Origin of the sequence: Mesorhizobium sp. B2-2-4 (assembly GCF_006442375.1) — a bacterium.
GTDB lineage: Bacteria > Pseudomonadota > Alphaproteobacteria > Rhizobiales > Rhizobiaceae > Mesorhizobium.
The window spans coordinates 649,913-670,540 of the sequence record NZ_VFWB01000001.1 but is presented as its reverse complement, the minus strand read 5'-3'; the positions used below and the strand labels follow the sequence as shown (position 1 = coordinate 670,540).

18 protein-coding genes are annotated in these 20,628 nt (G+C 64.8%); 8 read left to right on the top strand and 10 right to left on the bottom strand.

Going from position 1 to position 20,628, the window contains the following annotated elements; all coding sequences use genetic code 11:
* Positions 1–27: 27 nt before the first annotated feature.
* From FJ959_RS03500 to FJ959_RS03490, 3 genes are all read right to left on the bottom strand, one after another.
* Positions 28–2,640 (bottom strand): mechanosensitive ion channel family protein, encoded by a 2,613-nt coding sequence (locus FJ959_RS03500; protein WP_140628467.1) that lies wholly within the window; start codon positions 2,638–2,640, stop codon positions 28–30.
* Positions 2,641–2,781: 141 nt separating this feature from the next.
* Positions 2,782–3,786 carry a cytochrome d ubiquinol oxidase subunit II gene (locus FJ959_RS03495; RefSeq protein ID WP_140514154.1) on the bottom strand — a complete coding sequence of 335 codons (1,005 nt, stop codon included), beginning with the start codon at positions 3,784–3,786 and terminating at the stop codon, positions 2,782–2,784.
* A gap of 11 nt (positions 3,787–3,797) precedes the next feature.
* On the bottom strand, positions 3,798–5,159 hold the full coding sequence (locus FJ959_RS03490) for a cytochrome ubiquinol oxidase subunit I (RefSeq protein ID WP_140524387.1): 1,362 nt from the start codon (positions 5,157–5,159) through the stop codon (positions 3,798–3,800).
* 202 nt (positions 5,160–5,361) lie between these two features.
* On the opposite strand from FJ959_RS03490, the gene FJ959_RS03485 reads away from it, so the two are divergent.
* Positions 5,362–6,288, top strand: a complete 927-nt coding sequence (locus FJ959_RS03485) for an ABC transporter ATP-binding protein (RefSeq protein ID WP_140491739.1) — start codon at positions 5,362–5,364, stop codon at positions 6,286–6,288.
* Complete coding sequence (locus tag FJ959_RS03480; protein WP_140628464.1) at positions 6,285–7,046, top strand: ABC transporter permease; 762 nt, start codon at positions 6,285–6,287, stop codon at positions 7,044–7,046. The genes FJ959_RS03485 and FJ959_RS03480 overlap by 4 nt, the downstream gene beginning before the upstream one ends.
* A gap of 31 nt (positions 7,047–7,077) precedes the next feature.
* Here FJ959_RS03480 and FJ959_RS03475 read toward each other — a convergent pair whose 3' ends face one another.
* Positions 7,078–8,115 carry a phosphatidylglycerol lysyltransferase domain-containing protein gene (locus FJ959_RS03475; RefSeq protein WP_140491743.1) on the bottom strand — a complete coding sequence of 346 codons (1,038 nt, stop codon included), beginning with the start codon at positions 8,113–8,115 and terminating at the stop codon, positions 7,078–7,080.
* A 331-nt stretch (positions 8,116–8,446) separates the two neighbouring features.
* Between FJ959_RS03475 and FJ959_RS03470 the strand changes: the two genes are divergently transcribed.
* The gene (locus FJ959_RS03470) at positions 8,447–9,628 is read left to right on the top strand and encodes an NAD(P)/FAD-dependent oxidoreductase (protein ID WP_140628462.1); all 1,182 of its coding nucleotides are present in this window, start codon (positions 8,447–8,449) and stop codon (positions 9,626–9,628) included.
* A gap of 59 nt (positions 9,629–9,687) precedes the next feature.
* On the opposite strand, the gene FJ959_RS03465 is transcribed toward FJ959_RS03470, so the two are convergent.
* Positions 9,688–11,691 carry a PhoX family phosphatase gene (locus tag FJ959_RS03465; RefSeq protein ID WP_140628460.1) on the bottom strand — a complete coding sequence of 668 codons (2,004 nt, stop codon included), beginning with the start codon at positions 11,689–11,691 and terminating at the stop codon, positions 9,688–9,690.
* 281 nt (positions 11,692–11,972) lie between these two features.
* Here FJ959_RS03465 and FJ959_RS31535 point away from each other — a divergent pair, with 281 nt between their 5' ends.
* Entirely contained in the window at positions 11,973–12,476 is a 504-nt protein-coding gene (locus tag FJ959_RS31535; protein ID WP_181167593.1) for a hypothetical protein, read from the top strand.
* 191 nt (positions 12,477–12,667) lie between these two features.
* Here FJ959_RS31535 and FJ959_RS03450 read toward each other — a convergent pair whose 3' ends face one another.
* On the bottom strand, positions 12,668–13,324 hold the full coding sequence (locus FJ959_RS03450) for a response regulator transcription factor (RefSeq protein ID WP_140524397.1): 657 nt from the start codon (positions 13,322–13,324) through the stop codon (positions 12,668–12,670).
* On the bottom strand, positions 13,321–14,712 hold the full coding sequence (locus tag FJ959_RS03445; protein WP_140491753.1) for a sensor histidine kinase: 1,392 nt from the start codon (positions 14,710–14,712) through the stop codon (positions 13,321–13,323). The genes FJ959_RS03450 and FJ959_RS03445 overlap by 4 nt, the downstream gene beginning before the upstream one ends.
* Before the next feature lie 159 nt (positions 14,713–14,871).
* Between FJ959_RS03445 and FJ959_RS03440 the strand changes: the two genes are divergently transcribed.
* From FJ959_RS03440 to FJ959_RS03425, 4 genes are all read left to right on the top strand, one after another.
* Positions 14,872–15,210, top strand: coding sequence for a hypothetical protein (locus FJ959_RS03440; protein ID WP_140493450.1), 339 nt, complete (start codon positions 14,872–14,874; stop codon positions 15,208–15,210).
* A gap of 31 nt (positions 15,211–15,241) precedes the next feature.
* The gene (locus FJ959_RS03435; protein ID WP_140563805.1) at positions 15,242–15,943 is read left to right on the top strand and encodes a phosphatase PAP2 family protein; all 702 of its coding nucleotides are present in this window, start codon (positions 15,242–15,244) and stop codon (positions 15,941–15,943) included.
* Between the two features lie 290 nt (positions 15,944–16,233).
* Complete coding sequence (locus FJ959_RS03430) at positions 16,234–16,512, top strand: helix-turn-helix transcriptional regulator (protein WP_140491757.1); 279 nt, start codon at positions 16,234–16,236, stop codon at positions 16,510–16,512.
* Between the two features lie 66 nt (positions 16,513–16,578).
* Positions 16,579–18,312 carry a SulP family inorganic anion transporter gene (locus FJ959_RS03425; protein WP_140491759.1) on the top strand — a complete coding sequence of 578 codons (1,734 nt, stop codon included), beginning with the start codon at positions 16,579–16,581 and terminating at the stop codon, positions 18,310–18,312.
* A 40-nt stretch (positions 18,313–18,352) separates the two neighbouring features.
* On the opposite strand, the gene FJ959_RS03420 is transcribed toward FJ959_RS03425, so the two are convergent.
* From FJ959_RS03420 to FJ959_RS03410, 3 genes are all read right to left on the bottom strand, one after another.
* Positions 18,353–18,952: a DNA-3-methyladenine glycosylase gene (locus tag FJ959_RS03420; RefSeq protein WP_140493453.1), complete on the bottom strand. Its 600-nt coding sequence runs from the start codon at positions 18,950–18,952 to the stop codon at positions 18,353–18,355.
* A 237-nt stretch (positions 18,953–19,189) separates the two neighbouring features.
* Positions 19,190–20,128, bottom strand: a complete 939-nt coding sequence (locus tag FJ959_RS03415; protein WP_140491761.1) for a CHAD domain-containing protein — start codon at positions 20,126–20,128, stop codon at positions 19,190–19,192.
* Positions 20,125–20,598: a CYTH domain-containing protein gene (locus FJ959_RS03410; RefSeq protein ID WP_140491763.1), complete on the bottom strand. Its 474-nt coding sequence runs from the start codon at positions 20,596–20,598 to the stop codon at positions 20,125–20,127. Before FJ959_RS03410 ends, FJ959_RS03415 begins: the two co-directional genes overlap by 4 nt.
* Positions 20,599–20,628: the final 30 nt, after the last annotated feature.

Sequence of the window (20,628 nt, the reverse complement as noted above, 5' to 3'; positions counted from 1 at the left end):
GGATCGCGGCCTCTCCTGCGAAGAAGGTTACACCCTCTTCCGCCACGGCAGGCTCCAGCGCGCCTTCTCCAGCGAGGCCTTGGCTTCGACCGTGGCCGGGGCAGCCTGGGCTTCGCGGTATTGCACCGAGCCCCGCGGCGGATAGGGCAGGCTGTCGTTGAGCTCCAGCCTGTCGAGCTGGCTGAAATCGGGGAAAGGCAGTTTTTCCTCCTCACGCCAGGCGCTGACCCGCTTTTCCGCGGCGATGCGCTTTTCCTCGTCGAGCGGCAGGTCGGCGGCGCTGTATTCCAACTGCGCCGGGAAGGCGAACTGGGCGCCGGCCTCGTCCATCACCGCGATCATCGACAGCAATATGTCCTCGCGGATGGCGAGAAACTCCGAGCCATCCGCGGTCGTGATGTAGGTGAAGACCTCGATGTCGAGTGAATAGGGGCCGAAGCCGACGAAGCGCACGCGGCACGGGTCGTCGATGACGCGCGGATGAGCGATCAGGAGCTTGCGCAGCGCCGCCAGCGTGTAGCGCAGCTGGTCGGGCGTCGTCTCGTAGCGCAATTGCAGCGTGGTGGCGAAGCGGGTGCGGTCGCGATGGGCGTAGTTCTCGATCTGCATGCCGGCGAAGTCGGAATTGGGCACCGAGATCACCGTGCGGTCGACCGAGCGGATGCGGGTCGAGCGCATGCCGATATGCTCGATGGTGCCGGACTGGTTGCCGAACTTGCAGAAGTCACCGACGCTGACCGGCCGGTCGGCATAGAGCGTCAGGCCGGAAAGAAAATTCTGCAGCGTTGGCTGCGCCGCCAGCGCCACCGCCAGGCCGCCAATGCCGAGGCCGGCCAGCACGCCCTGATAGGGGATCGCCAGCACCTCGGCCAGGAGCAGGAAGGCGACCACCAGGGCGGCGATGCGCGCCACGCCGGTCAGCAGCGAGATCAGCGTCTCGTGGTAGCCGGGCACGTTGAAGGTGGCGCGGTAGCGCTCGGCGATCTTGCCGATCAGGTGCCAGACGACGGGAACCGCGCCGATCAGGATCAGGCTCCAGGCCGCCGCCTTGGCGGATGCCGCGATCACCTGCGGCAAGCCGAGCGGCCGCAGCGCAAACAGCAGGAACAGGCCGAGGAAGATCGAGCGCACCGCCCATTCGACGACGCGGAAGAAGCCGGCCCGCCCGGAACTCCTGCCGCGGCCGGCGAAGAACACGATCACCGCGTTGGCAAGGAAGCCGAAGGCGATGCCGGCAAGCCCGGCAATGCCGAGCCCCAGCCATTGCCAGCGTTCGATCGGCCCGGCGCGGGTCAAAAGGGCAGGGCTGATCTCACGGGCAAGGCCCCTCGTGGCGAAGAAGGGATCGTTGCTGGCGAAGGCGGTGAATTCCGGCGCCACCGGCGCATCCTCGATATCGGCATAGAGCGTGCGGATGTTGGCCAGCGTTTCCGGCGTGAATTTCCACAGCTTGCCGCCTTTCTCAGTCCCCACCGGAGCGACGACGATGTTGCCGGCCGGGTGCTCGAAATACACATAGGGCGTGTTGCTTTGGGGATCGTCGGGAATTTCCTGCCAGTAGACGTAGCCGATGCGGTCGATGACTTTCTTGAGATAGCTCTCGAGCAGAACCGCCTCGTCGGACCGCACCGCCGGATTGTAACCGCGCATGTCGAGCGCCGTTTGCGTCGAACCGCCATTCTGGTCGGCGATGCCGCCGAGCAGCATCTTGAACGTGTCGCGCGGCGAGGCGAGCTTGGCCGGATCGTCGACCATGTCGGGGGCTTCGCCACGCGCCGCCTGGAACTCGGCGAGCTTGGCCTGCAGCACGGCGAGCTGCGGCCCGACGATGAACCATTCGCCGGCCTTGCGGCGGAAGGTGACGTCGAAGAAAACCTTGCTGCCATATTGCTGCAGCCTGGCTGTCACCTCGTCGCCGGGGATCGCATCATGCGGCAGGTTCCACAGGCGCAAGGTGGCGTTGTCGATCACCGAAAACAGGAGCTTGGTGTAATCGGGCATGTTGAGGCCGCCGCGATCGGCCTCCGTGACGTCGACGAGGCCGGCCGCCAGCGCGGCAAGGCCCATGCCGCCGCCGGTGGCGCGCGGCACATTGTCGGCGCCGCTCTCGTTCATGGTCTGCAGGAATGAGCGCATCGTCGTCATCGGGCTGGTCTGGTCGACCTTGAGGGTCTCGGCGGCGTCGACGCGCACGCCCGTCCACCATTCGGCGGTGGCGGATTCGAAACGGCCCATGAAGCTGGCGCCGTCCGGCGCCATGACGAAGCTGAACTCGCCCTGGCGACTGCCCTCGAACCAGCGGCCGAACAGCTTTTCGCCTTCGGTCTTGGCTTCGATGCGGCCGCCATACAGGGGATAGACGCCCTTCACCTCGGCGCCGTCCTGCTCGAAGGTGATCTGGGCGCCGCCGCCGCGCCATTTGGTGTCCCAAACACCGGCCCAGTTGGCCGTCTGCTGGGCATAAGCGGGCTGAATGACAGGCAGCAGGCCGGCCAGCGCAAGCGCGGCGATCAGCGTGACCAGGCGGATCAGGACCAGAGCAATTCCAGGAAAGCGGCGTAGCGATTTTCCCGGGAAAAGCGCGTAGCGCTGCCGCGCCTGCGGATCGTGTTCTATCGAGGCAACCGGGACACCGCGCATTGCATTGCCCTTCTTCTCGGACCGCTGCCATCAGGCCGCAGCATGTCGCGGAAGGTTATTGCGCGTGAAGATGAATATTGTCTTTCCGGCAGGCGACAGGCGGCAGGCGGAGGCGATGATTTCGCGCCGTCGCCTGGCCCTTCAATCGTAGGTCAGGTCCCTCGCCTTGCCGCCGAACACGCGGTAGGCATAGAAGGAATAGAAGATGATGATCGGCAGCACGACCACGGTGCCGGCCAGGATGATGGCCAGGCTTTCGGGTGCGGAAGCCGCCTGCCAGATGGTCAGCCTGTCGGGCACCACGAACGGATAGAACGACCAGGCGAGCCCGGCAAAGCCCAGCGCGAAGATGGCGGCCAAGATCAGGAACGGCGTCAGCGAATGGCGGTCGTCGGGCCTGGGCAGATGAGAGGTCTGCCGCCACAGCCACAGGAACAGCAGCGCCGACAGGATCGGCAGCGGCGACAGATAGAGCATTTCGGGCAGGACGAACCATTTGGCGAAGATGCGCGGGCTGGCGAAGGGCGTGGCCAGCGACACGGCAGCCATGCCGAGCGCGGTCAGCACCAATGTGGTGCGCAGCCAGCGCACCGCCTTTTTCTGCAAGTCGCCTTCGGCCTTGTAGATGACCCAGGCCGCCCCCATCGCGGCGTAGGCCGCCGCCAGGCAGAACGCCACCAGCACGCCGAACGCCATAGCCCCCAGGCCGAAGTCGAGACCAAGCACATAGACGCCCAGCATATAGCCTTGCGCCAGTGAGGCGATGAGCGAGCCGAGAAAGAAGATGCGGTTCCAGCGATGCTTGCGCTCCGTCGCCACCTTGGCGCGGAAGTCGAAGGCGACACCGCGCAGGATGAGGCCGACCAGAAGCACGAACACCGGGATATAGAGCGCGCTGAGGATGACACCATGCGCCATCGGGAAGGCGACCAGCAGAAGGCCGACGGCCAGCACCAGCCAGGTCTCGTTGGCATCCCAGAACGGGCCGATGGCGGCGATCATGGTGTCCTGCTCGGCGTCCTCGGCCGCCGCGAACAGGATGCCGATGCCGAGATCGAAGCCGTCGAGAATGACATAGATCAGGATGGCGAGGCCCATCAGGCCGGCGAAGATGAGGGGGAGCAGGGTCGGCCAGTCATAGGTCATTTCTCTGTCTCCTACTCGCCAGCCGCGGGCTGCGACATCGGCTTGTTGAGCACGCCCGGCAGCGGCGAGGTGTCGCCGTCCTTGGCCGCCTTCAGCGCCAGGTGCACCAGAACGCCGAGATAGGCGATCAGCAACAGCACGTAGAGAGCGAGATAGACGGCCAGCGTCAGCGCCACATGGCCGCCGGCCACCGGGCCGACGGCGTCGGCGGTCCTCAGCACGCCCGTCACCAGCCAGGGCTGGCGGCCGATCTCCGTCGTATACCAGCCGGCGAGCGTCGCCACCCAACCGGAGATGGTCATCGGCACCATGAGCAACGCCAGCGGCCTCGGCAGGCTATGACGGCGCTTGAGGAAGAAGGCGGCCGACCAGGAGACGGCGAGCATCAACAGGCCGGTGCCGACCATGACGCGAAAACCCCAGAACACCGGGAAGACGGGCGGATGGTTGCCGGGATAGTCGTTGAGTCCCGGTACCACGCCCCTGGCACTGTGCCGCAGGATCCAGCTCGCCCCGTTGGGAATGGTCACCTCGAACCTGTTTTCCCTGGCCGCTTCATCCGGAATGGCAAACAGCACCAGCGGCACGTTGGGGCCGGTGTTCCAGTTGGCCTCCATGGCGGCGATTTTCTGCGGCTGGTGCTCGAGCGTGTTCAGGCCGTGCTGGTCGCCGGCAAGGATCTGGATGGGAATGAGGATGGCGGCGGTGAAGACGCCGGTGCGCAGCGCCTTCCACATCGATTCCGAGCGGTCGCCCTTGAGGTAGCGCAGCGCCGACAGGCCGGCGATGAGAAACGATACCGTAAGCCCGGAGGCGAGCAGCATATGGACGAGACGGTAGGGCATGGAGGGATTGAAGAGGATCGCCCACCAGTCGACGGCGTGGGCGACGCCGTCGCGCATCTCGAAGCCGACCGGCGTCTGCATCCACGAGTTCAGCGCGATGATCCAGAAGGCCGACACGGTGGTGCCGCCGGCCACCAGCACGGTCGCCAGCGTGTGGATGCGGTTGGAAACGCGGCGGAAGCCGAACAGCATGATGCCGAGGAAGGCTGCCTCGAGGAAAAAGGCGGTGAGGATTTCGTAGGCCAGCAGCGGCCCGGCGATGTTGCCGACCGTTTCCATGTAGCCCGGCCAGTTGGTGCCGAACTGAAAGCTCATGGTGACGCCGGAAACCACGCCCATGGCGAAAGACAATGCGAACACCTTCACCCAGGTGAAATAGGCGCGCATCCAGGCCGAATCATTGGTCGCGTTGTAGCGGAGCTTGAAGAAAAGCAGCACCCAGCCGAGTGCGATGGTGATGGCTGGAAACAGAATATGAAACGAAATATTCGCACCGAACTGAATGCGCGAAAGGATGAGCGGGTCCATGGCGGGCTCCGGCTGCTTCTAATAAGCGGAGAATAGGCTTGTAGGGCCGGCCGGTCAAAGCGGCGTCCCGCCGCGAGGCGGAACGCCGCAGCGCCATGCGGCGGCAATGTCGAGAACTGTCAGCAACGGCATTGACTTGCGGTTGCATGCGGCGACATTCGTCCTATATCTGGGGTCCTCTTTCAAGCAGCCGTTTTCAGCCATGCAGCCTGTCATCTCCATTTCCGGGGTCACCAAGACCTACGCCACCGGCTTCAAGGCGCTGAAGGAAATCAATCTCGACATCGAGCGCGGCGAGATTTTCGCGCTGCTTGGCCCCAACGGCGCCGGCAAGACGACGCTGATCTCCATCGTCTGCGGCATCGTCAACCGTTCGTCTGGCAGCGTCACGGTGGATGGCCACGACATCACCAGAGACTATCGCGCCGCGCGCGGCCTGATCGGGCTGGTGCCGCAGGAACTGACTATCGATGCCTTCGAGAGCGTCTGGGCGACGGTCAACTACAGCCGCGGCCTGTTCGGCAAGCCGGCGAACCATGCCTTTGTCGAGAAGGTGCTGCGCGACCTGTCGCTGTGGGACAAGAAGGACGCCAAGGCGATCACGCTTTCGGGCGGCATGAAGCGGCGGCTGATGATCGCCAAGGCGCTGTCGCACGAACCGCGCGTGCTGTTCCTCGACGAGCCGACGGCCGGCGTCGACGTCGAACTGCGCCAGGACATGTGGGCGATGGTGCGGCGGCTGCGCGAGGACGGGGTCACCATCATCCTCACCACCCACTATATCGAGGAGGCCGAGGCGATGGCCGACCGCGTCGGCGTCATCAACCGAGGCGAGATCATCCTGGTCGAGGGCAAGGCCGAACTGATGCGCAAGCTCGGCCGCAAGCGCCTGGTGATGGAACTGCGCAGCCCGCTCGGCGCCATTCCGGACGCCTTCTCGCACTACGCCCTGGAATTGTCGCCGGATGGCGGGCAGATCACCTACACCTATGACAACCAGAGCGCCCGGCCGGGCGTGGCGTCGCTAATCCGCGATCTCGAGGCCGCCGGCATCCAGTTCCGCGACCTGGACACGCAGAACAGTTCGCTGGAGGAGATCTTCGTCAATCTTCTGAGGCAAGAGCCATGAACCTGCGCGCGGTATGGGCGATCTACCGGGTGGAGATGGCGCGCGCGCTGCGCACCGTTTTGCAGAGCATCGTCTCGCCCGTGCTGTCGACGTCGCTGTATTTCGTCGTCTTCGGCTCGGCCATCGGTTCGCGCATCACCGAGATCGACGGCATCAGCTACGGCGCCTTCATCGTGCCCGGGCTGATCATGCTGTCGCTTTTGACGCAGTCGATCTCCAACGCCTCCTTCGCCATCTACTTCCCGAAATTCGTCGGCTCGATCTACGAGCTGTTGTCGGCTCCGGTCTCCTATCTCGAGATCGTCCTCGCCTATGTCGGGGGCGCCGCCACAAAGTCGATCATCCTCGGCCTGATCATTCTGGCGACGGCCTCGCTGTTCGTGCCGCTCTCCATCCAGCATCCGTTCTGGATGCTGGCCTTCCTGGTGCTGACGGCGGTGACCTTCAGCCTGTTCGGCTTCATCATCGGAATCTGGGCCAGGAGCTTCGAGCAGTTGCAACTGGTGCCGCTGCTGATCATCACGCCGCTGACCTTCCTCGGTGGCAGCTTCTATTCCATCAACATGCTGCCGGGCGCCTGGCGCACGGTGACGCTGTTCAATCCGGTCGTCTACCTGATCAGCGGCTTCCGCTGGAGCTTTTTCGGAACATCGGACGTTTCGGTCGGCATCAGCCTCGGCATGACCGTGGTTTTTCTCCTGATCTGCGTGGCGACCGTCGCCTGGATATTCAAGACCGGCTACCGGCTGAGGAATTGAGGGGCGAAGCCACGCTGAACCGCGGTCAGAGCTAGATCGCCTTCACCAGCCGCAGCAGGCCCAGCATCTCGACATAGGTTCCCTTACGGAAGGCGACGTAGACCGGCTCCTCGATGCCGTGGAAACGACGCTTGAACGCCGCCTGCCCCTGCAGGTTGAAGCGGCGGCGGTTGACCCAGGGCGAATCATAGGCGCGCTGGAAGGCGTTGCGCCAGAAATCGCTTTCGGCGAATCCGCTGGGGCCGACGTCGACCAGCGGCGACAGCCCGAGCGTGACGACCGAAATGCCTTCCTCGCGAAAGCGGTCGACGGCGAATTTGGTCAGGCCGACCTCCGCATGCGGCGAGGCGTCGATGTGCTTGCGCTTGAAGGCTGTGGTGTAGCCGATGACCTTGCCGCCGCGAAACAGCGGATCGAAGTCGAGCAGGGCGACCAGTTCGCCATCGGGGCCGTGCAGCACGAAGCGGCGCATGTCGACGCCCACATGATCGGCGAAGTGCCGGTTGAGGAAGCCCATTTCCCAACGCTTGACGATGCGGTCGCCGCGCCAGTTCGCCGAAAGCCGAGAGATCTCGTCGAGAAAGATCGTCCGCTTGTCCTCGGCGAACGAAAAGCCCTTCTTCAACAGCCAGCGCTCGGAGTAGCGCACGGTTTCGTTGCGCTTGCCGGAAAAATCGTGTTCGGGCAGCGGCAGACGGGTGTCGATGCCCAGCCGGTTGACCTTGTAGCCGAGCCCGGCCAGCACCCGCGCCGACTGTTCGCCGATCTGCACGAACCAGGGGCTGCCGGCGGTCTCGACGAAGCGCCTGATATAGTCGGCCCGATGGGCCGGATCGGCGACCGGGTCGCCGAGCGCGAAATGATGCTTCATCTTGGTGCCGAAAGCGATGTAGCCGTCGGCGTCGCCGAAATAGGAGAGCCTGCCTTGCACGGCGGAGGAGTAGGCGAGTGAGAAGTCGCCGTGGCGGCGCACCAGCGCCAGCCGTTCGGCATGGGTGAACGCCTGGCGCTCGACCTTTGGCGAGGCACGCTCGAGGATTTTGTCGAGATAGATCCGCAAGGAGGGCATGGGTCGAGATTCCGCGTGCATCTGCGGCGCGCACCCGGGTACGCTATACGCCGTGGCGCCTTGATTTTGCACAGGAAGCCGAAAAAAGCGTTTCGAGGACTTCGGATTCCTGTACCGGTAACAGAGATCCGCCAGCCCCCGGATCTCGAATCAATCACATTGCCGCGACCTGATTATCGCCGATCTCGCGTATATGCCATATAGGACGCAACCGCGGTGCGGCGCATGGCCTCGAAATCCGGGGCCGATCTGCTGTATGGATCATGCGCGGGAGGGCGTTCTGCTGGTGTCGGCGGAAGCGCCACAAGGGTGGAATGGGGTTCGTGAGCGAATGGCAGATACGACAATCAGACCGGCAGCGCACCAGACGGTAACCATCGAACCGGCGATCGTCATCGGCGCGGGCGCCGCCGGTCTCGCGGCAGCGCAGGCGCTGGTCAAGGCCGGCGTGGCGACGGCGATCCTGGAAAAGGAGAGCCGGTTGGCCGAGCCATGGCATCGGCGTCACCAGCAGCTGCGCCTCAATACGCACCGCGACCTTTCGGCACTTCCCGGCCTTGCCTATCCGAAGGGCACGCTCGCCTTCCCCCACAGAACCGCCGTCATCCGCTATCTGAACGATTTCAGCGAGGCGAACCGGCTGCCGGTGGAGCTCGGCGTCGCCGTCGAGGCGGTCCTGTTCAGGGGCGACCACTGGGCGATAGAGACCAGCGCCGGGATGCGCCTGGCGCGCCACGTCGTGATCGCCACCGGCCGCGACAGACAGCCGTTCATCCCCGACTGGAAAGGAATGCGGGATTTCGCCGGCCGCATCATCCATTCGGCGGATTTCGGCGACGCGAAGGACTATGCCGGCAAGAAGGTGCTGGTCGTCGGCGCCGGCAACTCGGGTATAGACGCGCTCAACCACCTGGCGCAGGCAGGCACCGCCTCGCTGTGGCTGTCGGCGCGCAACGGTCCGTCGGTCCTGCCCAAGCGCATCGGCAAGATTGCCGTGCACCGGCTGTCGCCGCTGATGGCGCGGTTGCCTTTGCGGGTCGCCGATGCGGTGATCGCCTTGACGCAGCGGCTGGTTTTCGGCGACCTGACGAAATTCGGCGTGCCGCCGGCGCCGGTGGGCGGCGCCAGCCGCCTGACCACCGACTACACAGCGATCGCCGCCGACGAGGGCGCGATCGACGCCATCCGCTCGGGCAGGATCACCGTCGTGCCGGGGGTGCAAGAATTCACCCGCGACGGCGTCATCCTGGCCAACGGCAGCCTGATCGATCCCGACATCGTCATTGCCGCGACGGGCTACCGCACCGGGCTTGAGCAGATGGTCGGCAATCTCGGCGTGCTCGACGGCAAGGGCGTTCCGGTCTTCAACGGCGGCGATGCGGATCCGAAACTGCCTGGCCTCTGGTTCACCGGCATGCGGCCGAGCATCCGCGGCTGCTTCGCCAATGCCGCCATCCAGGCCAAGGCGATCGCCGAGCGGATTGCCCGGCGGATCGCCAATTCGGGCCGCTGAACCGGGCTGGAGGTTCGTTTTACGCGTCGGACGGAACCCCACTTTCCTGGAATTGCCCTCTAAATCGCGATCTTGCCGCCGCCTTGCCTGGTAATGGCGACGACCGCCGGCCGCACCGGCATGTCCGGCTTGAAATCGGGCCAGCGCGTCGACGGATCCTCATAATAGGACGGGCGGCCGAACGCCTCCCAATCCTCGCCGCCGTCGCCCGGATGCTGGACGGCGACGAAGGCGGTCTGATCGTCGGGCGCAAACAGCGGCCCGCACATTTCAGCGCCGATCGGCACGCGGAAAAACAGTTTTGACGTCGCGCGCGCCGGCCCTTCGGTGTCGACCGCCCACAGGCCGTCGGTGCGGCCGGTGGCCTTCGGGCCCTGGCCGTCGGTGGCGACCCACAGGCGCCCGGCTGAATCGACCGCGCAATTATCGGGCATGCCGAACCAGCCATTGGCCGTGGTGGCGGTGGAGAAGGTGGCGCCGACATCGGCAACCGCCGGATCGCCGCATTTCAGGAGCACCTCCCATCTGCCCCTGGTGCCGGCGAAATCGCCGCCGTCCTCCGATATCTCGATGATATGGCCGAAGGCGTTGTCGGCGCGCGGGTTGGCGGCGTCGACCTGGTCGGCCTTGCGCTTGGAATTGTTGGTCAGCATGACATAGACCTTGCCGTTGACACGATTGGGCTGGATGTCCTCGGGGCGGTCCATCTTGGTGGCGCCGAGCAGGTCGGCGGCACGCCGCGTCTCGATCAACACGTCGGCCTGGCCGGCAAAGCCGTTCTCGGCCGTCAGCGGGCCCTGGCCGAAGACGATCGGCAGCCATTCCACCGTACCGTCCGCGGCGAATTTGGCGACATGCAGCGTGCCGTCATCGAGCAGGTTCATGTTGGCGGCGCGGTCGTCCGGATCGAAACGGCCCGCGGTGACGAATTTGTAGACGTACTCGAAGCGCTCGTCGTCGCCGAGATAGAAGACGACGCGGCCATCCTTGGCGATGATCGATTCGGCGCCTTCATGCTTGAAGCGGCCCATTGCGGTGCGCTTCCTCGGCGTGGATGTCGGATCGTTGACGTCGACCTCGACGATCCAGCCGAAACGGTTGGGCTCGTTCGGCTCCTTGGCGAGGTCGAAACGATCGTAATGCGCGCCCCATTCATAGGCGCCTTCCGGAATGCCGAGGCGCTTGTAGTTGGCGGCTTCCTTATGGCCTTCCGGCAGTTCACCGGAGAAATAGCCGTGGATGTTCTCCTCGGCCATGACATAGGTGCCCCAAGGCGTGACGCCGCCGGCGCAGTTGTTGAATGTGCCGATGACCTTGGTGCCGGATGGGTCGGCATTGGTCTTGACGCGGTCATGACCGGCGACCGGGCCCGACAGCGCCATTTCGGTGTTGGAGGTGATGCGGCGGTTCAACTTGCCGTCGCGCACCACCTGCCACTTGCCGCCTTCCTTGCGGATCTCGACGATGGTGCCGCCATGTGCCGCCATCTCGACATCGACCTGCTCCTTCGAGAGCGGCGCGAGTTCGGCCGCCTTCTTGCCGTCCTTCTCGACGATCCTGACGATGCCCGGGAACATCAGATGCGGATTGGTGTATTCGTGGTTGACGACCAGCAGGCCATGATCGGCGGAGCCATCGATCCCGATATAGCCGACATAGTCATTGTTGTAGCCGAATTGTCTTGCCTGGGCCTCAGCCGACTGCCTGGCCGGGTCGAACTCCGGCGAATCGGCAAACAGCGGATCGCCCCAGCGCAACAGCACGTCAGCATCGTAGCCCGGCGCGACATGGTGCTTGTCGTCGATACCGGCTTCGAGTTCCTCGAACGAGAAGGCGGAGCCCTCGGCGGCACGCGCATCGTCGGCGGCCACGAGCGCCAGCGGGCTGACGGTGGCGGCGATGGCCGAGACGGCCAGCGAGCCCTTGAGGAAGGCGCGGCGGGAAAACCGTTCGGCGATGATTTCGCCCATGGTGCTGTTGTCGGTGGGGTTGGTCGCCGGACCGTTGCTTTCCTCAAGCAGGCTGGTGCGGAATCGGGCGTCGGGCGAGCGATGGTCGGTCATGGGTCTGCCTCTGGCTGGATGGCTGGAGCGTGTCACGCGTTTCGACCCCTTATAGACGATCGGTCACACTTTCGTGACATTCGTGCACCCGCCAGCTGACCGCGAACCTCGCGCCACATTCGGTTTGAAACTCGGACCAAGGTCCTAAACCGATCGGGCGAAGGTCCGGATTGCCGCGGCATCGGTCGTGGGCCACTTACACGAACACGCCATGTCGCCGATGGTCGCGTACCTGCACGAGATGGCCCTTGAATTCGCCGGCCCGATCAAGTGAGGGACTGATGCGCAGCTCGATCATGGCTCATTGTTGCTGGCTGGCCCTGAGAGCAGTGCCGGCACTGGCGCTGACCATAGCCCCCTATCACCTCGATTTTCACGGTTCCGCCGCAGGCATTGTCGCGTCCAGCGCCCAAGCCAAGCCTGGCGGGAACAGCGGCAATGGCGGTGGTGGCGGTAACGGCAATGGCGGCAATGGCGGCAATGGAAATAACGGCGGCGGCAACAATGGCAACGCCGGAGGCAACAATGGCAACGCTGGCGGCAACGGGAACAATGGCGGCGGCAACAACGGCAAGGGGAAGGGTGCCAACAGCTCCGGCAAGCATGTGAACGCAACAACCGGCGATCGTGTCGAAATAGACGACAACAAGATCGTGGTGCAGCACCCTAACGGCTTCGGGGAAGAGATCGAGAAGGGTCGCTTCAAAATGACCGACGCTCTGGGCCGCACGATCGTCGAGCGCCCTGCGACGGCGGCGGATATAAGCCGCCTCAAGGGGTTGTAGAGCGGGCAATAGGCATCGCCCGCTTTACGTGTCACCTCCGCCGCCCCCCGGCGGAGGTGACCTTGTCGCTCCGGCCCCGTATAGGGGCCGTCTTTTTTTGCCCTGGACCGTTCCGCTGCTGCACCGCGCTTCAGGTTTTCATTTATGCGTGTCGTTATCCCAAACCGGGGATCCCTTGCGGCCGACCAGGATTAGCTGCCGGCCCGATCCCGCGCTTCGCGCATCAGCAGCGCCGCCTCGGTGCGATTGCGGACGTTGAGCTTGGACAGCACACCGGTCATGTGATGCTTGACCGTTTTTTCCTGCAGTGCCAGCCGCAGCGCCACTTCCTTGTTGCTCAGCCCTTCCGCCACCAGCTGCAGGATCTCGGCCTCGCGTCCGGTGAGCTGACGCAGACGATCCGTCCTGCCGTTGGCCGGCTGCAGCGATTGCAGGTCCGAAAGCAGGCGGGCCGACAGGGTCGGCGACACATAGGTCTCGCCGGCCGCTACACCATTCAGGATTTCGGCCAGCATGCGCGAGCCGACCCCCTTCAGCACATAGCCGCGCACACCGGCGTTCAGCGCCCGCGCCACGTCGGCATTGGCCTCCGAGACCGTCAGCATGACGATCTTCTGTCCGGGATTGGCACCCAGTATGCCGGCCACCGACGCAAGGCCGTCACCCGGCATGCTGATGTCGAGCAGCAGTATGTCGGGCTGCAAAGTCGAGGCGATGCGTTCGGCATCCTGCGCAGTGGCGCCCTGGGCCACCATTTCGAAGCCGCCGATCTCCGACAGGCTGCGGGTAACGCCTTCGCGAAACAGCGGGTGGTCGTCGACAATGGCGACACGGATGGTACCGATCATGGTTGATCCTCGACGGCTAGCGTAATCATCAATCGTGTTCCCTGTGGCCCGGTCGTGGTCTCGAACTGGCCACCAATGCTTTCGATACGTTCCCTGATGCCGGCGAGCCCCAGGCCCTCGGCTCGCCTCGGGTCGAATCCGGGCCCGCCATCCGACACTTCAACGAAGAACTTGCCGCCTGTCATCCCGGCCTTCACCTCCTGATCCTTGCCCTGCCCATGACGATAAGCGTTGTTCAGCCCCTCCTGGACGAAGCGATAGATGCTGATCTTCTCCGAAGCGCCCAGTTCGGGCAACTGCCTGGATAGGGTCAGCGCCACGGAACTGCGGGTCCTGCGTTGATGCTCGTCGACGGCAAGACGCAGAATGTCGCCGGTCGCGGCCGTTTCTATCTGCGGCAGGACGAGGCCGTTGCAGATGCCGCGGATTTCACGCATCGCGTCGTCCAGCGCCATGCGGATCATGGCGATCTCGGCGTTGCGGCTGTCGCTGGAGGCACCCTCGCCGGAAATGGCGGGGCTGTCCACACGCAGCGCCGCCAGCGCGACGAGCTGAGCCGGCCCGTCGTGAAGGTCGGCGCCGATGCGACGCAAGTATCGTTCATTGAGCGCCGTGGCACGGCGCGACGCCTGCTGGACGCGCAGGCGCAGCGCCCGGTTTTGCGAAACCAGCGCCTGCAGCTCGGAGACCTGACCCTGCAGAACGCCGCGCTGCTTGTCGATGGTGCGGCTGCCACGTATGACGATCCCCGACAACAGCAGCAGCGCCGTCAGCGTGGCGCCGGCCACGATCAGCCAGCTCGACAGCAAGGCGGAAGCCAGAGCCGCCTGGAAATCGTCGGCGATCTCGTAGAATTCGGTGACGGCGACCACCTCGCCCGACCAGGGTTCGCGGACTGGATTGTAGATTTCCAGCAGCGGCACGCCCGCGGCCCTCTCCTCCTTGTCGTCCTCGTCGCCTAGCTCGTTGAACTCGGCGACGACATTCCCGGCGAAGGCGGCACGCAGGTTGGCGCTCGGGCCGAACTGCCGGCCGATCAAGGCCGTGTCCTTCGAATACAGCACCGTGCCGTCCCGACGCCACAACTTGAAGGAAAACAGCCGTTTGCCGAGCGCGCCTTGGCCGAGGGTCTCGTCAAGCGCCCGTTTGACGGCGTCATCGAGCTGATGGTTCGTGCGCAGATCGGGGAGCAGCGGAGCGATCACACTGTCGACATAAAGGGCAGTCGTGGCCGCCGAATTGTGGAGCACGCTTTCGCGGATTTGCGCGGTGACCCAGAAGCCGACCACCAGCATCACCGCAAGCAGCCCGAAGCCGCCGGCAATGATGAACTGCAGCGCCAGCGTAAGCCCGTTCCAGCGCCGCGACAAGGTTTCGAGAAATCGCACGCCACGCTCCTCGCCCCCACCCGCAGGGGCAGGGTAGTGGCCGCGACTTTGGCGCTTCGGTCCTGCCGACACAAGAGCCTGGTCCCACGGCAGCTGCTTGACGTCCCGACGCGCTTGCGAAACAAGGCACGGACGACCGGCATCAATATCGAGGGCAGGGTGAGTTTTTCGGGGTTACTTCAGCTCGGTCTTTCGACCGTGATCTTTCTGCTGGCGGCGGCGGCCGCCAAGCAATGGGGGATGGCGCCCAGCCTGGGCAAGATCGTGCTGACGCTTGCGCTCTATTCGCTGGGCAACCTGATCATGCTGCGGCTGATTCGCGAGTTCGGCATGTCGGTGTCGTTCAGCCTGTCGGCCGTCATCCAGCTGGTATCGGTCAATCTGGTGGCCCTGATATTCTTCGGCGAGCGCATCAATACGCTGCAAGCGGCCGGCATCGTGCTGGCGATTGCCGCCGTGGCGCTGATCACGCTCGGGCCCTATGTGCAAGGGCGATGACCGGCAAACCATGGTTGCGAAACGAGGTCCGATGAGAACTGCGGCAAAGGCTCTGCTGAGCCGGGTCGAATTCCCGGTGCTGCTGGCCGGCCTTGTCGTCGCCGCCGGCCTGTGGGGCTTCGTGGAGTTGATGGAGGTGGCACGGGCCACCACGCCGCACGCCTTCGACGCTGAAATCATGCTTGCCTTCCGCCAGGCCGGCCAACCCGGTATCCCGATCGGCCCGCCATGGATGGAAGGGGCGATGCGCGACATCACCAGCCTCGGCAGCACCAGCGTGCTGGTGCTGATCACGGCGGCGACGATCATCTATCTGCTGTTGATCCGCAGGCCCGGGACCGCGCTTCTCATCTTCGTCGCCGTGGCGGGCGGCCAGATGCTGTCGAGCCTGCTGAAGCTCGGCGTCGACCGGCCGCGGCCCGAGCTCGTCTCGCATCTGGTCAACGAGACCTCGCTTTCCTTCCCGAGCGGCCACGCGATGCTTTCGGCGGTGACCTATCTCACATTGGGCTCGCTTGCGGCGCGCTTCCTGCAGGGCCGGACGACGAAGATCTATGTTCTGGCGCTCGCCGTGCTGACGACGGTGCTGGTCGGCATCAGCCGCATCTATCTCGGCGTCCACTGGCCGTCGGACGTGCTGGCCGGCTGGTGCGCGGGCTTTGCCTGGGCCATGCTGTGCTGGTTGGCGGCAAGGGTCCTGCAACGGCGCAGGGTGGTGCGTGACGACGTCTGACGACGCTCGACCGGGAAGCGGTCAGATCAGCCGGTTGATCAAGTGTCCGCAGCCCGTTAGCAGAAGGACCACCGATACCAGGCATGCCGATGTCGTCAATGTCTTGAAAATGGTCAACCACGTTATCCCCTGCCCCAGATGGAACACCATAGCTCTCAATGCTCGGGAAGTATCCGAAAAATGCTCGATAGCGATGATGATCAAGGCTCAAGCGTGCATGCTGATGCTTGAAACATCATAATGATCGTATTATACATCATATCCGCAGACTCAGACGGGGATCCCGGCCGATGATCACTGCCGCGCAGATGCGCGCCGCGAGGGCGCTGGCCGGCATCGATCAGAAGACGCTCGCCGAGCGCGCCGGCGTTTCGCTTCCCACCATCCAGCGCATGGAAGCGAGCGACGGCGTGGTCAGGGGTGTGGTCGATACGCTGATGAAGGTCATCCAGGCCCTCGACGAGGCCGGGGTGGAGCTGATCGGCGAGAATCAACCCAGTGAGCGCGGCGGCCGGGGCGTGCGCCTCAAGCCTGCCGTGCCGCCCAATCCGAAAGCTGAGCCGGCATAAGTCGCGACGGCGACCGCCGACAGTCCTGCCGACGATCCCGCCGCCTTTCAGGTGCGGAAGCAGTCCATGGACGAGATCGGGCAGACACTCAACGAAACCGCGCGCAAACCGACCCATGGGCCGGCAAAGCCGACTTTTTCCGAACTGTTCACACCGAAACTGGTGACGGTCTGGCGCGAAGGCTACAGGCTCGAACATCTCAGGGCCGATGCCATTGCCGGGCTGACCGTCGCCATCGTCGCCTTGCCGCTGTCGATGGCAATCGCCATCGCATCAGGGGTGACGCCGGAGCGCGGGCTCTACACATCGATCATCGGCGGCTTCATCATCTCGGCGTTCGGCGGCAGCCGTTTCCAGATCGGCGGCCCCGCGGGCGCCTTCATCGTGCTGGTGGCGGCGACGGTCGCGCGGGTCGGCGTGGACGGGCTGTTGCTGGCGACGATGATGGCCGGCATCTTCCTCATCGCCATCGGCTATCTGCGGCTCGGCACCTACATAAAGTTCATTCCCTATCCGGTGACGGTCGGCTTTACCGCCGGTATCGCCGTCATCATCTTCTCGGGCCAGATCGTCGAACTGTTCGGGCTGAAGCTCGCCGGCAAGGAGCCAGGCCCGCTGGTGCCGAAGCTGACCGCGATCGGCGAGGCGGCCGGCACGATCAATCTCGCGGCGACCTTCGTGGCGGTGCTGACAATCGCAACCATCGCTTTCCTGAAGCGCTGGCGGCCGAAATGGCCGGCGATGTTGATCGCCATCGGTCTGGCGTCGCTCGCGGTGGCGCTGTTTGCGCTGCCGGCCGAGACGATCGGCACGCGCTTTGGCGGGATCCCGCGCAGCCTGCAATGGCCGGCGCTTCCCCCCGTCAGCCTCGACAGGATGATCGACGTGCTGCCGGACGCCATCGCCTTCGCGTTGCTAGGCGCCATCGAATCCTTGCTGTCGGCCGTCGTCGCCGACGGCATGACCGGCCGCCGGCACCGTTCCAACTGCGAACTGGTGGCGCAAGGCTTCGCCAACATCGCCTCGGCCCTGTTCGGCGGCATCTGCACCACCGGCACCATTGCCCGTACCGCCACCAATGTGCGGGCCGGCGCGCACGGGCCGGTTTCGGGCATGATCCACTCCATGATCCTGCTCGTCCTGATGCTGGCGGCAGCGCCGCTCGCCAGCTACATCCCGCTCTCCGCCCTCGCCGGCGTGCTGGCGGTGGTGTGCTGGAACATGTTCGAGAAGCAGGCTTTCGCCACGCTGCTGCGCGCCTCGCGCGGCGATGCGCTGGTGCTGATGGCCACCTTCCTGATCGTGGTCTTCCGCGACTTGACCGAAGGCATCGTTGTCGGATTCGCGCTGGGCTCGATCCTGTTCATCGACCGCATGGCGAAATCCATCGCCGTCGAGGCCGACCAGACGCTGGTGCCTGAGGACGTCGCCGACCGCGAGAGCGTCTATGATTCCAGGGACGCGACCGACGCCGACACCGTCGTCTACCGCATCTCCGGCGCATTCTTCTTCGGCGCCGCTTCGACCGTCGGCGCGGTGCTCGACCGCATCGCCGACCAGCGCAAGAACTTCATCCTCGACTGCTCGGCGGTGCCGTTCTTCGACTCGACCGCGGCCAATGTCATCGAGGGTGCGGCGCACAAGGCCAGGCGCGCCGGCGTGCGCTTTGTCATATCTGGCGCTTCGCCGCAGACAAGACGCACGCTGATCAACCACGGCCTCAAGCGCCCGCTGGTGACCTACGCCGCCTCGATCCGGGCAGCGCAGGCGCAGTTGGAGGGAAAAAGGGCAGCGCAGTAGCTTGCATTCTTCTTCCTTTCAACGCGCCGGGAAGCACCTCTCATGGGTTGAGCGATCGTGAACCGCTGACAAACGGACTTCCCCGGACGTAAAATCGCAGCAGGCGGTCGGCATCCTTCGAAATGCCGATCCGAACGCTCTGCCCGATTTCGCCGGGGTCGCGGCCATCGCTTGCAAGCCATAGAGGGCCTTCCCGGCAAAGATCGAGCCCGTCGAGCGAACGGTCGATCCGCAACGCCATGGCGAGCCTTCCCGGTCCTCGCGCCAGGTCACGCAGGCGCTCGATGCCGCGATTGAGCTGCATGATCGGAATGCCGTCGAGCGGCTCCAATGCCCTGATCAGGACGCCGGTTCCGATGCCGGGCATCTCGCTCGAGACATTCAGCATGTATGAGATGCCGTAGGCGAGATAGACATAGGCATGCCCGCGCTCGAGGAACAGCGAGCGATTGCGCGGGGTCATTCCCCTGAAGCCGTGCCCGGCAGCATCGCCGGCGACATACGCCTCGGTCTCGACGATGCGGCCGCTGGCAATGCCTTCGGGCAATTCCCGGACCACGATCTTGCCGATGAGATAGCGCGCGAGAGCGGCCGTATCGTGCGGCAGTTCCGAACGAGCGAGCGGGCGGCGGACGACCATCCTCATGGCGGCTGGTTTTAGATCCGCCCGGCCCATGTGGCAAAGGCTCTCGTGCGGCCGGCTCCGAAAATCTTCTCAATCCAGCTTCAGCGCCGCGACTTCGCCCTCGTTCATCAGCGGGATATAGAGGATCGACTTGCCGTCGGTACCGATGCCGGTGCGCGAATGAAGGGCCAGCCCCTCCCGGCGAGCCATACACGGCCAATGCCGGCATGACCGGCGATGAATGCCGTTGCGTCACCTCGCCGCCAATTCCTCCGCGGGCGGAGCGCCGGCAAGATCGTCGCGCGCCTTGCGGGCCAGCTTCTTCGTCGAGCGCCTGGGACTGTCGCCGAACAGTTCGGCCGCCTCGGCAAGGCAGGACTTCCTCAGGCTCTTTTCGGAATGCTTCAGGAGTTTGCGAAGGAGTTTCGTATCCCCGGGCGGCCCAAGCGGCTCGCCGCCGGCCTCCAGCATCGCGCGCATGACGAAGACGTCGTGCAGTTCGCCGAGTTGCTCTGCGAGCTTGTCGACCGCCTTGCGACGAGCCTTGATTGGCGTCGGCCACAGGCGGCCGAGCAGCGACAGATGCATGCTGTGGGTCTTGGCCGCCTTGCGCAGGTCGTGGAAATCCTCGGCCCCGCCGCTCGAGGCCGCCTTGTCCAGTGCTTTGCGCGCGCGCCGCAATGTGGCGCGGGCGCCCTCCGCCAGAATGTCGGCGGCCTGCTCCGGCTGGTCCGGCAAGGACAGCCTGTCGACGCGTTCGAGGCCCTCCTGGCAGGCGGCGATGGCAGCTTTTATGGCCGCATCGAGACCGGCGCCGGCATGAAGCGCGTGCTGGCGCATCACCAGGCGATCGCGGGCGGGGCCAAGGCCGTCACCGGCGCTTTGCCCCGGAAAGGCGCCGGCCAGGCGGTCGATCGTCTCGATCAAGGCGGTCGCCTCGCGCGGTCCGGCGAGCAATGCCGAGACCTGCCTGTAGCACTCGTTCTCCGTGCGGCAGAATGTTTCGTTTCCGGAACGAACGAGGTGTAACAAGGCGCGTACGCTCTTCAGTCGTTTGCGGGATTTGTGCAGTCCCTGTTCCGGCCTGTCATGCGCCGTGTCGAGATGAGCAAGCGCCTTGCCGATTTCCTCGGCCAGGATACGCCTGACCTCGCCGGTCAGCGGCAGGCGCGGATCGATGCGAAAGCTCATGCGGCGATCTCCGGAATCCCCCCGAGGGCGAGCGACGCGTTGTAGAATTTCTGTTCGCCAGTCACTTCGCGGCCGAGCCAGTCTGGCAGCATTTCATCCGGAACATCGTCCGGCGTTTCGAGTTCGGCCATCACAAGCCCCGCCAGCGCGCCGCCGAAGACATCGACTTCGTAGAGATAGCCGCCATGCCTAACATGATGACGTGTCTTCTCGATGACACGCCCGATGGCGAAGCCGAGCATCTCCACGGCGTCGGCCAGCGGAATGGGATATTCGAATTCGTCGCGCTCGCGCGCCGTGCTGCCGAATTTGAGCGTCAACCTGGCCGAGGCGCCGTTGCTGATGCGCACGCGCACCGTGCGTCCTGGCGCGGCGGCGAGATAGAACTGGAGGATGCGGATGTCCGCCTCGACCAGATCCCGCCATGCCGTGCCGGAGACCAGGAACTTGCGCTCGACTTCCTTGCCCATGGCCGCGCACTAAAGCCCGCGCGGGCCGGC